The organism is Burkholderia sp. GbtcB21 (assembly GCF_019091065.1).
GTDB lineage: Bacteria > Pseudomonadota > Gammaproteobacteria > Burkholderiales > Burkholderiaceae > Burkholderia > Burkholderia pyrrocinia_C.
Map to the genome: position 1 here is coordinate 148,721 of NZ_JAGXKA010000005.1, position 11,639 is coordinate 160,359.

General features: G+C 67.1%; 12 protein-coding genes. 10 read left to right on the forward strand and 2 right to left on the reverse strand.

From position 1 onward, the window contains the following. Window positions 1-23: 23 nt before the first annotated feature. Window positions 24-548: a gamma carbonic anhydrase family protein gene (locus tag KVT39_RS13940; protein ID WP_034183575.1), complete on the reverse strand. Its 525-nt coding sequence runs from the start codon at window positions 546-548 to the stop codon at window positions 24-26. A gap of 143 nt (window positions 549-691) precedes the next feature. On the opposite strand from KVT39_RS13940, the gene KVT39_RS13945 reads away from it, so the two are divergent. From KVT39_RS13945 to KVT39_RS13990, 10 genes are all read left to right on the forward strand, one after another. Then, window positions 692-1,549, forward strand: a complete 858-nt coding sequence (locus KVT39_RS13945) for a ferritin-like domain-containing protein (RefSeq protein ID WP_217589374.1) — start codon at window positions 692-694, stop codon at window positions 1,547-1,549. 216 nt (window positions 1,550-1,765) lie between these two features. Beyond that, window positions 1,766-2,656, forward strand: coding sequence for an alpha/beta fold hydrolase (locus KVT39_RS13950; RefSeq protein WP_217589375.1), 891 nt, complete (start codon window positions 1,766-1,768; stop codon window positions 2,654-2,656). Window positions 2,657-2,738: 82 nt separating this feature from the next. Beyond that, window positions 2,739-3,569: a 3',5'-nucleoside bisphosphate phosphatase gene (locus tag KVT39_RS13955; protein ID WP_034183603.1), complete on the forward strand. Its 831-nt coding sequence runs from the start codon at window positions 2,739-2,741 to the stop codon at window positions 3,567-3,569. Between the two features lie 72 nt (window positions 3,570-3,641). Continuing rightward, window positions 3,642-4,274, forward strand: a complete 633-nt coding sequence (locus tag KVT39_RS13960) for an L-threonylcarbamoyladenylate synthase (protein WP_034183578.1) — start codon at window positions 3,642-3,644, stop codon at window positions 4,272-4,274. A gap of 51 nt (window positions 4,275-4,325) precedes the next feature. Beyond that, window positions 4,326-4,988 carry a site-2 protease family protein gene (locus KVT39_RS13965; protein ID WP_034183579.1) on the forward strand — a complete coding sequence of 221 codons (663 nt, stop codon included), beginning with the start codon at window positions 4,326-4,328 and terminating at the stop codon, window positions 4,986-4,988. A gap of 8 nt (window positions 4,989-4,996) precedes the next feature. Continuing rightward, window positions 4,997-6,199: a tryptophan--tRNA ligase gene (locus KVT39_RS13970; RefSeq protein WP_012328807.1), complete on the forward strand. Its 1,203-nt coding sequence runs from the start codon at window positions 4,997-4,999 to the stop codon at window positions 6,197-6,199. Between the two features lie 14 nt (window positions 6,200-6,213). Further along, window positions 6,214-6,816: a bifunctional 2-polyprenyl-6-hydroxyphenol methylase/3-demethylubiquinol 3-O-methyltransferase UbiG gene (locus KVT39_RS13975; RefSeq protein WP_131947122.1), complete on the forward strand. Its 603-nt coding sequence runs from the start codon at window positions 6,214-6,216 to the stop codon at window positions 6,814-6,816. A gap of 46 nt (window positions 6,817-6,862) precedes the next feature. Then, on the forward strand, window positions 6,863-7,768 hold the full coding sequence (gene dapA / locus KVT39_RS13980; protein ID WP_034183581.1) for a 4-hydroxy-tetrahydrodipicolinate synthase: 906 nt from the start codon (window positions 6,863-6,865) through the stop codon (window positions 7,766-7,768). Between the two features lie 111 nt (window positions 7,769-7,879). Next, window positions 7,880-9,022: an outer membrane protein assembly factor BamC gene (gene bamC / locus KVT39_RS13985; RefSeq protein ID WP_034183582.1), complete on the forward strand. Its 1,143-nt coding sequence runs from the start codon at window positions 7,880-7,882 to the stop codon at window positions 9,020-9,022. 4 nt (window positions 9,023-9,026) lie between these two features. After that, window positions 9,027-9,803, forward strand: coding sequence for an MBL fold metallo-hydrolase (locus tag KVT39_RS13990; protein ID WP_034183583.1), 777 nt, complete (start codon window positions 9,027-9,029; stop codon window positions 9,801-9,803). A 608-nt stretch (window positions 9,804-10,411) separates the two neighbouring features. Here KVT39_RS13990 and KVT39_RS13995 read toward each other — a convergent pair. Further along, entirely contained in the window at window positions 10,412-11,632 is a 1,221-nt protein-coding gene (locus KVT39_RS13995; protein WP_034183584.1) for a cupin domain-containing protein, read from the reverse strand. Between the last annotated feature and the right edge of the window lie 7 nt (window positions 11,633-11,639).

Here is an 11,639-nt window from a genome sequence, read left to right on the forward strand (position 1 = left end):
TTCTTCCTTGAAATCCGCGCGAATCACCCGATCCGCACGAGTTGCTCCTTGAAATGCGCACGCCGCTCGACGTATGTCTTCGCGTTCGCGCGCAGCCGCGCGATGTCTTCCGCCGACAGCTCGCGCACGACTTTCGCCGGTGCGCCGAGAATCAGCGAATTGTCCGGGAACGTCTTGCCTTCCGTCACGACCGCACCGGCACCAACCAGACAGTTGCGGCCGATGACCGCTCCATTCAAGACCACCGCCTGAATACCGATCAGCGAACCTTCGCCGATCGTGCAGCCGTGCAGCATCGCCTGGTGCCCGATCGTCACGTTTTCGGCAATCGTCAGCGGAAAACCGGGGTCCGTGTGCAGTACCGCGCCTTCCTGGACGTTGCTGCCGGCGCCGACGGCAATCGTCTCGTTGTCGCCGCGTATCGTCGCGCCGAACCAGACGCTCGCGTTTTCCTCGAGCACGACCTTGCCGATGATGGCCGCCGTATCGGCGACGAATACGCTTTCGTGGATCGTCGGGGCCGTATCGCCCAGCTTGTAGATCGTCACGGAGTCTCCTTGTCTCTTCGGTGATGGGCGCCGGTAGAATGGCGCGTCTGGTTTGCCCGGCGCATGGCACCGCGGAACGATCGCATATTGTAAACCGTCGCGTGCGTGCGCTCCCGCGATGCGCATGCAGGGTGTCCCCGTTTATGAGCATGGAGTCTTCTTCTTTCGGTCATGCGCCGGTTTGCGTGCGCCACGCCGCGCTCGACGCGCTGCGCGCATCCGAACCCGCGGCCAAGGCCGCGCAGGTGCGTTCGCTGTACGACGCGCTGCTGGCCGGGCAGGCCGCGATCGCACCGTCGCTCGAACTGCGTGAACCGGCCGGCCTGCCCGGGCGCCCGGAACGTCCGACGCTGGTCGAGCCGCGCCAGCTCGAGCGGCGCAGCATGCGTTCGCCCGAAGGGCGCGCGGTGCTGCTGCACGCGCTCGCCCATATCGAATTCAATGCGATCAATCTGGCGCTCGATGCGGTCTGGCGCTTTGCGGGCCTGCCGGACGTGTTTTATGCGGACTGGCTGAAGGTCGCGGCCGAGGAGGCCTATCACTTCACGCTGCTGTCCGACCGGCTGGCAGCATTCGGGCATGCGTACGGCGATTTTCCCGCGCACAACGGGCTGTGGGAGATGTGCGAGCGGACCAAGGGCGATGTGCTGGCGCGCATGGCGCTCGTGCCGCGCACGCTCGAGGCCCGCGGGCTCGATGCTTCGCCGCCGATCCGTGCGCGGCTCGTACAGGCGGGCGACGATGCGTCGGCTGCGATCCTCGATGTGATCCTGCGCGACGAGGTCGGTCATGTCGCGATCGGCAACCGCTGGTTCCGGTATCTGTGCGACGAAACCGGCCGCGATCCGGTGTCGGCCTACCGCCAGCTCGCCGAGCAATACCATGCGCCACGGCTGCGGGGCCCGTTCAACTTCGATGCACGTCGTGACGCCGGATTCGAGCAGGCCGAACTCGACGAACTGGCCGCGCAGGACGCAGCGGCCGGAAATGCGGCGCGTTAGCCGGATCGCGTCCGGCTGCGTATCGTTTGTCGCCGCACGCGTGCCGCCGCCGGCCGGCCCGCTCGCCCGGCGGATCGCGTTTCCCGGCGGGACGCGCGGCCGGTCCGGCCGGCCCTCGCACCGCCGCTACGCTAGAGAAGTGCCTCGAATGCCGACCGCCTGAACTGTGGCACCACCGCTATAATCGAACGATCATTCTTTTTTCTGGCGGCTGCAATGAGTGCGTCGAGTTCTGTTTCCGATTTCGTCACGGTGCGCGGCGTGAAGCTGCATGTGCGGCGCTGGGGCCGGCCCGATGCGCCGACGCTGTTCATGCTGCACGGCTGGATGGACGTCGCGGCGTCGTTCCAGTTCGTCGTCGATGCGCTCGCGGGCGACTGGCAGGTGATCGCACCCGATGCGCGTGGCTTCGGGCTGTCCGACTGGCCGGTCGCGCGACAGGGCGGCGGCCACTACTGGTTCCACGAATACCTGGGCGACCTCGATGCGCTCGTCGATCACTATGCGCCGACCGGCGAAGTCAACCTGGTCGGACACAGCATGGGCGCGAACGTCGTGTGCCTGTACGCGGGCGCGCGGCCGGAACGCGTGCGGCGCGTGGTCGACCTCGAGGGTTTCGGGCTCGCGCCGGCGCGGGCCGGGCAGGCGCCGCGCCGGCTGCGCGGCTGGCTGGACGAACTGCGCGAGCCGCCCGCGCTGCGCCCGTACGCGTCCCTCGACGACGTGGCGGCGCGCCTGACCAGGACCAATCCGCGGCTCGACCCGCGCCGCGCCGCGTTCCTCGCCGCGCACTGGTCGAAGCGCGGCGACGACGGCCTCTACCACCTGCTGGCCGACCCCGCGCACAAGATGCCGGGGCCGCTGCTGTACCGGCTCGACGAGGTGATGGCCACCTGGGCGCAGGTGCGCGCGAAGGTGCTGCACGTCGAGGCCGTCAATTCGCCGACGCTCGCGCACCTCGCCGGCGACATCCCGCTGCCGGAATTCAAGGCGCGTTTCAACGCGTTCCCCGACTGGCGCGAGAAGCTCGTCGAGGATGCCGGCCACATGGTGCATCACGACCAGCCCGAGCAGATCGCGGCGCTGATCGAGGCATTCTGCGCGTAGGTCCGCGACGGCGGCGGCGGGGCAGGCTGGCGGTGCAATTGCCGCATTGCAGTAGAATGAAGCCTTACCTGCCATGCCGACAATGAACGCCGATCTCCACTGCCATTCGAATGTTTCCGACGGGTTGCTGTCGCCTGCCGACGTCGCGCGCCGCGCCCATGCCGGCGGCGTGACCCTGTGGGCGCTGACCGACCACGACGAGATCGGCGGCCAGGCGGAGGCGCGCAGCGAGGCGGAAGCGCTCGGCATGCGCTACCTGAGCGGCGTCGAGATTTCGGTCACGTGGGCATCGCGCACCGTGCATATCGTCGGCCTGAACATCGATCCCGCGAACCCGACGCTCGTCGACGGCCTGTACCGCACGCGCCACGGCCGCGCGGCGCGCGCGGTGGCGATCGGTGCGCAACTCGAGACGCTCGGCATCCCCGGCGCGTACGAAGGCGCGCTGAAGTACGTATCGAATCCCGACCTGATCTCGCGCACGCACTTCGCGCGGTTTCTCGTCGAGCACGGCCACGCCGAATCGACGTCCGACGTGTTCGACCGCCTGCTCGGTGACGGCAAGCCCGGGTTCGTCCCGCATCGCTGGGCCGCGCTGTCCGATGCGGTCGGGTGGATCCGCGCGGCGGGCGGCGAAGCCGTGGTCGCGCATCCGGGCCGTTACCGCTATACGCCCGTCGAATTCGACGCGTTCTTCGCCGAGTTCATCGAGTTGGGCGGCCGCGCGATCGAGGTCATCACGGGCAGCCACACGCCCGACCAGTACCGCGAATATGCGGACGTTGCCCGCCGCTTCGGCTTCGAAGTGTCGCGCGGCTCGGATTTCCACGCGCCGGGCGAGGGCCGCGTCGAGCTCGGCAGCCTGCCGCCGCTGCCATCCGACCTGACACCGGTCTGGGAGCGCTGGCTCTGACATCGGGCGGTTGCCCGTCGCCCGCGTCGTGGCCGACGCGCGCATCCGACTTCTCCCTCTTTACCTGCTTCCATGTCCCAGTTCTTCAGGATTCATCCGGATAATCCGCAGCCGCGCCTGATCAAGCAGGCCGTCGAGATCGTCAGCAAGGGCGGCGTGATCGCGATGCCGACCGATTCGAGCTATGCGCTCGCGTGCCATCTCGACGACAAGGATGCGGTCGAGCGGGTGCGCCGGATTCGCGGCCTCGACGAGAAACAGCACCTGTCGCTGCTCGTGCGCGACCTGTCGGAGCTCGCCAACTTCGCGATGGTCGACAACCGCCAGTACCGGCAGATCAAGTCGGTGACGCCGGGCCCGTACGTATTCATCCTGCAGGCGACGAAGGAAGTGCCGCGCCGGCTGTCGCACCCGTCACGCAAGACGATCGGGTTGCGGGTGCCCGATCACGCGATCACGCTCGCGCTGCTGGAATCGCTCGGCCAGCCGCTGCTCGGCACGACGCTGATCCTGCCGCCGGACGACGAGCCGCTCAACGATCCCGAAGACATCCGTGCGCGGCTCGAGAAACAGGTCGATCTCGTGATCGACGGCGGCGCGTGCCCGCGCGAGCCGTCGACGGTGATCGACCTGACGGGCGACGCGCCGGAACTCGTGCGCGCGGGGCGCGGCGCGCTCGAACCGTTCGGACTCTCGGCCGCGTAAGCGCGCGACGTTCCGTTTTTTGCGCGAAGGCGCTTGTTACAATAACGCGATATGGATGCTTCCCTGATACAGACCATCGCCGTCTACGCGCTGCCCGTGATCTTCGCGATCACGTTGCACGAGGCCGCGCACGGCTACGCCGCCCGCCTGCTCGGCGACAACACCGCCTACGTGATGGGGCGCGTGTCGTTCAATCCGATGCGCCACATCGATCCGATCGGCACGATCGCGATCCCGCTCGCGATGTATTTCCTGACGGGCGGCGCGTTCCTGTTCGGCTATGCGAAGCCGGTGCCGGTTTCGTTCGGCAACCTTCGCGATCCGCGCTGGGGCAGCCTGTGGGTAGCGCTCGCGGGTCCGGCCTGCAACTTCGTGCAGGCGCTGATCTGGGGCCTGCTGACCCTCGTGCTGCCCGCGGTCGGCGTCGACGAACCGTTCTTCACGCGGATGGCGTTTGCCGGCGTCAGCGCGAACCTCGTGCTCGGCGTGCTGAACCTGTTTCCGCTGCCGCCGCTCGACGGCGGCCGCATCCTGGCGGCGCTGCTGCCGCCGAAGCAATCGATCGCGCTGTCGCGCATCGAGCCGTACGGTTTCATCATCGTCCTCGTGCTGGTCGCGACGGGCGTGCTGACGAACTTCTGGCTGCGCCCGCTCGTCAACGTCGGCTATGCCGTGCTGAGCGCCATCCTGTCCCCATTCGCCTCGCTTTTCTAACGACAATCATGTTCCCAGAACGTATTTTCTCCGGCATGCGACCCACCGGGTCGCTGCACCTCGGTCATTACCACGGCGTGCTGAAAAACTGGGTGAAACTGCAGTCCGAGTACCCGTGCTTCTTCTGCGTCGTCGACTGGCATGCGTTGACGACGCACTACGAGACTCCCGAGGTCATCGAGAAGAACGTCTGGGACGTGCTGATCGACTGGCTCGCGTCCGGCATCGATCCGGCGCAGGCGACGCTGTTCATCCAGAGCAAGGTGCCCGAGCATGCGGAGCTCGCACTGCTGCTCGGCATGAGCACGCCGCTCGGCTGGCTCGAACGCGTGCCGACCTACAAGGAGCAGATGGAGAAGCTGAAGGACAAGGACCTGTCGACCTACGGCTTCCTCGGCTATCCGGTGCTGATGGCGGCCGACATCCTGCTGTATCGCGGCTCGCTCGTGCCGGTCGGCGAGGATCAGGTGCCGCACGTCGAGATGACGCGCGAGATCGCGCGCCGCTTCAACTACCTGTACGGTCGTGAGCCGGGTTTCGAGGAGAAGGCGCTCGAGGCCGCGAAGAAGCTCGGCGGCAAGCGCGCGAAGCTCTATCACGAGCTGCGCAACGCGTATCAGCAGGAAGGCGACGACGAGGCGCTCGAACAGGCGCGTGCGATGCTGCAGGAATCGCAGAGCCTGTCGATGAGCGACCGCGAGCGCCTGTTCGGCTATCTCGAAGGCGCGCGCAAGATCATCCTCGTCGAGCCGCAGGCGCTGCTGACCGAAGCGTCCCGGATGCCGGGCCTCGACGGCCAGAAGATGTCCAAGTCGTACGGCAACACGATCGGCCTGCGCGAAGACGCCGACACGATCACGAAGAAGGTCCGCACGATGCCGACCGATCCGGCGCGCGTGCGCCGCACCGATCCGGGTGATCCCGACAAGTGCCCGGTGTGGCAGCTGCACCAGGTCTACACGGACGAAGCGACGCACGAGTGGGTGCAGAAGGGCTGCCGCTCGGCGGGCATCGGCTGCCTCGACTGCAAGCAGCCGGTCGTCGAAGGCATCCTGCGCGAGCAGCAGCCGATGCTCGAGCGCGCGCAGAAGTACATGGACGATCCGTCGCTGCTGCGCGCGATCGTCGCGGACGGTTGCGACAAGGCGCGCAAGTACGCGACGGAAACGATGCGCGACGTGCGCGACGCGATGGGCCTGTCGTACAACTGATCCGGTCCGCGCGCATGAACGAATCCGTCATCGCCGCCGCGGGCGGCCACGTCGCACAGGCCGAGCCGTCGCGCTGGGTCGCCCGGTGGTCGACGCTCGTTCCGACGGGCGGCGCGGTGCTCGACGTCGCTGCGGGCGGCGGCCGCCATGCGCGCTGGTTCGCGTCGCACGGGCATCCGGTCGTCGCGCTCGACCGCGACCCGGCCGCGCTGGCCGCGTTGCGCACGATCGCGGGCGTCGATGCGCGCGACGCCGATCTCGAAGGCGCGCCGTGGCCGCTGCCGGCCGGCGAGCGGTTTGCCGCCGTGATCGTCACCCATTATCTGCATCGTCCGCTCTGGCCCCATCTGCTCGATGCGGTTGCGCCGGGCGGCGTGCTCATCTACGAAACTTTCGCGCAAGGAAACGAAACGGTCGGCAAACCGTCCAACCCCGCGTTCCTGCTCGCCCCGGGCGAGCTGCTGGACGCCGTGCACGGCCGCCTGCGGGTGGTCGCGTACGAGGACGGTTTCGTCGCCGCGCCGCGCGAGGCGTTCGTCCAGCGTCTCTGCGCGGTGCGCGAGGGCGCGACCCCGAAGGCGGGGGCGGGAATTCCACGTTACGAACTGCCCGGCTAATCCGCTACAATCTCAACGTTTACCGGTACACATTCAATCGCGTTTCATGGCTAACGGCACCCAAGACGGCATTCAAATCCGCGGCAGCATCCCCGCGATCGTCACCCCGATGCTCGAAGACGGCAGTCTCGACCTGCCGGCGTTTCGCAAACTGATCGACTGGCACATCGCGGAAGGCACCGATGCGCTCGTCGTCGTCGGTACGAGCGGCGAGTCGGCAACGCTCAACGTCGAAGAGCACATCCTGATGATCCGCACGGCGGTCGAGCATGCGGCGAAACGCATCCCGATCATCGCGGGCGCGGGCGGCAACTCGACCGCCGAGGCGATCGAACTGACGAAGCACGCGAAATCGGTCGGTGCGGACGCGACGCTGCAGGTCGTGCCGTACTACAACAAGCCGACGCAGGAAGGCATGTACCGTCACTTCAAGACGATCGCCGAAGCGGTCGACCTGCCGGTGATCCTGTACAACGTGCCGGGCCGCACGGTCGCCGATATGGCGAACGAGACGATGCTGCGTCTCGCGCAGGTGCCGGGCATCATCGGCGTGAAGGAAGCGACCGGCAACATCGATCGCGCCGCGCACCTGATCAAGGCCGCGCCGAAGCATTTCGCGATCTACAGCGGCGACGATCCGACCGCGATCGCGCTGATGCTGCTCGGCGGCCACGGCAACATCTCGGTGACGGCGAACGTCGCGCCGCGCGCGATGAGCGAGCTGTGCCGTGCGGCGCTGGCCGGCGACGTGCAGACGGCCCGCGAACTGCACATGAAGCTGCTGTCGCTGCACAAGAACCTGTTCATCGAGGCGAACCCGATTCCGGTGAAGTGGGCACTGCAGGCGATGGGCAAGATGCAGGGCGGCATCCGGCTGCCGCTCACGGCGCTCGACGAGCGCTACCACGATGCCGTGCGTTCGGCCCTCGTCGAGGCCGGCGTCCTCGCCTGATGCCGAGGCGGCCGCGTCCTGCGGCCGCCGGCTCGACCCCTGATCAACCCGCACCGGCCGGCTCCGTCCGGCGCCGCTCCTGACGAGCGTTCAAGCAAGACGAAGGATTTCATGAAACGTTTCGCCTTTTCCTCTCGCGCCATCCAGATGTCGATGGTGGCGCTGGCGCTGGGCGCGCTCGCTGGCTGCGATACGCTGAACGACTACCTGGCTCCCGACCGGGTCAACTACAAGAACACCGGTTCGGCGCCGCCGCTCGCGGTGCCGAGCGACCTGAAGCCGGTGCCGACGACCCAGCAGTTCGTCGCGCCGCCGACCAACGCGGGGCTCGGCACGCTGCCGCCGCGGGCCACGACGCAGGCCGGCAACGCGACCGACGGCATCCCGAGCGCGCAGGATCCGCTCGGCATGCACATCGAGCGCGACGGCGATCGCCGCTGGCTCGTCGTCGATGGCCGGACGCCCGAGCAGCTGTGGCCGATCCTGAAGGAGTTCTGGCAGGAGAACGGCTTCTCGCTGAAGACCGACGCGCCGTCGACGGGCATCATGGCCACCGACTGGGCCGAGAACCGCGCGAACATTCCCGACGACTGGTTCCGCCGCACGATCGGCAAGGTCATCGATTTCGCGTACTCGTCCGGCACGCGCGACCGTTTCCGTACGCTCGTGAACCGCACGTCGGACGGCAATACCGACATCTCGATCACGCATAGCGCGATGGAAGAAATGATGGTCGGCCCGCAGGGCGGCACGTCGTCGCGCTGGGAAGAGCGTCCGCGCAACCCGGTGCTCGAAGCCGTGTTCCTGTCGAAGCTGATGCAGAAGTTCGGCCTGACCGACGCGCAGGCGAAGCAACTGCTGACCGATGCACGTCCCGCGACGGCGCCGGCGCAGGTCGGCGACACGAGCAGCGGCGCAGCGACGCTGCAGCTGGCCGAGTCGTTCGACCGTGCGTGGCTGCGCGTGGGTCTCGCGCTCGACCGTACGAACTTCACGGTCGACAATCGCGACCGCGAGAAGGGCGTATATACCGTGCGCTATGCGAATTCGATGGAAGAGCTCAAGCGCGACGGCCTGTTCGGCAAGCTGTTCTACGGCGGGCCGTCGGCGGCGAAGCCGGGCCGGGAATTCCTGGTCAACGTGCGCGCGCAAGGCGGCGGTACACAGGTCGCGGTGGTCGGCGCAAACGGGCAGGTCGACAACTCGTCGGACGCGCAGCGGATCATTTCGCTGCTGCATGCGCAGCTGAACTGAGCGCGTGCGATTCGCCAGCCTCGGAAGCGGCAGCGAAGGCAACGCGCTGGTCGTCGAGGCCTCGAGCGGCACGACGACCACCCGCGTGCTGCTCGACTGCGGCTTTTCTGCCAAGGAGGTCGAGCGTCGGCTCGGCCGACTGAATCTCGGCATCGATGATCTCGATGCGATCCTCATCACCCATGAACACAGCGACCACGTCGGCAGCGCGCTGACGCTCGCCCGGCGCGCGTCGCTGCCGCTCTACATGAGCTGGGGCACCGCGCGCGCGGTCGGCGCGGACGAGGCCGATGTCGATCTCCACGTGCTGTGGGGCGACGAGACGGCCGCGATACGCGATCTGGCCGTCATGCCTTATACGGTCCCTCACGATGCGCGCGAACCGCTCCAGTTCGTCTTCATGGACGGCTGCAGCCGGCTCGGCGTGCTGACGGACGTCGGGATGGCCACGCCGCACATCACGGCCGTCCTGAGCGGCTGTGACGCGCTGGTGCTCGAATCCAACCATGACCCCGCGATGCTGGCCGCGAGCCGCTATCCGCAGTCGCTGAAGGCGCGGATCGGCGGCAACCACGGCCACCTGAGCAACGACGCGGCGGCCGACATCCTCGCGTCGCTCGAACGCAGCCGCCTCAAGCACCTGGTCGCGGCGCACCTGAGCCAGCAGAACAACCTGCCGGAACTGGCGCGCCAGGCGTTTGCCGGCGTGCTGGGGACGAGCGGGGAGGAGGTGGTCGTGGCCACGCAGGACGCGGGATTCGACTGGCTGATGCTCGGATGAGCGGGGCAGGGCCGCTGCGGCGGCCTGGTGCGGCGGACGGGCGATCGATCCGGAACCTGCAGACGTAAAAAAACCGGCCCTCGGGCCGGTTTTTTTTCAGCTGACGCTGAGGCTTACTGGCTTGCGCCCGAAGCCGGAGCAGCCGTCGCTGCCGAAGCAGCCGACGCCACTGCAGCAGCAGCGTCGCTCGCAGCAGCCGTTGCCGACGAAGCAGCAGCCGAAGCGTCGCTCGCAGCACCAGCAACTGCCGAAGCAGCCGACGAAGCAGCAGCAGCTGCGTCGCTTGCAGCCGACGAAGCAGCTTGATCAGCGCTCTTGTTGCAAGCAGCCAGTGCAACAGCAGCCAACAGGGAAGCTACGAGGAGGGATTTCTTCATGATCACGTCCTTTTATGGTTAAAGGTAAGCAACAGCGCGAAACAATACCGGTAATGTGCTCCAACACCGACCTGGGCCGCTGGTGGAGACGCACTTCTAGAGCGTGAATCTTCCCTACGGCTTGGGCGGAAATTATATGCACTTTCCTATCGACCGTCGACAAATGCGGGGTCAATACGTTGTCTTTCCCATACAGAATTTGATCTGTATGGGCATACGGGGCGACTCACACTAATTCCGGCTTCCGACCCGTATCCAGCCCGCACGATACCACTCGTGCAACAAGGCTGTCATCGAGGGAACCTGAGATAGTGTTACAAACCGTTTCGCCTCCACCTGGCGTTGATTGGCCAGTTCGGGCAGCCATTCGCCGGCCTGCTCGAGCGGTCCTTCCTCGCCATTAATGAAGTACGATCGCGCGTTATACATCAATGCGGCCCTTCTGTCGAGACATACGCCGCGGCGTGACGCTTGCGCGACGAACGCGGCCTCGGTCAGCGGACGTGCGGGCGGGTCGAATACGACGTTCGGCTTGGGCTCGCTCAGGTAGCAGCCGAGGAATTCGGCGACGTCGCGCTTGCGCCAGCGGATTGCGTCGACGATCTCGGCGACGCGTTCGACCATCGCCGGAGGCAGCTGCGCGGGCGTGTCGACGGCCGGCTGCTTCGGATCGCGGTAGAGGTCGTCGCCGTTCCCGTCGCGCAGGCCGCCGCGCTCCGCGAGGTAGTACAGGAACTGGGCGCCCAGCTCGCCCGCGGACGGGGCCCGGAAGCCGATCGAGCAGGTCATGCATTCGCCTTCTGCGACGCCGTCGTGCGCGATGTGCGGCGGCAGATACAGCATGTCGCCGGGCTCCAGCACCCATTCGTCGCTCGGTTCGAAGTTTTCGAGGATCTTCAGCGGCACGTCCGGTTGCAGCGACAGGTCTTTCTGCGCACCGACGCGCCAGCGGCGCCGGCCTTCGACCTGCAGCAGGAATACGTCGTATGAATCGAAGTGCGGGCCGACGCCGCCGCCGTCGGTCGCATACGAGATCATCAGGTCGTCCAGCCGCGCGTCCGGGATGAAGCGGAAGCGGTCGAGCAACGCGCGTGCCGCGTCGACATGCAGGTCGAGCCCCTGCACGAGCAGGGTCCATGACTTGCGCGTGACGGCCGGCAGCGAGTCGGGCTCGAACGGCCCGTGCGCCAGTTGCCACTTGTTACGAAAATGGGTGATCAGTCGCGATTCCGCGTCATAGTCGGATGCGAGCTCGAACAGCGCATCGCGCGTGACCGGCGACGCAACGCCGGGGATCGCCTGGCGGATCAGGAGCGGCTTCTTTTGCCAGTAGCCGCGCATGAATTGCGCCGGCGTGAGACCGCCGAGCAATGGTGTGGGAAGATCGGAAGGCGGCGCGCCGAGCGGGGCGGCAGCGGCATCCCGCGGTTCGGCTTGAGACCGGTTGCGCATCGTATAA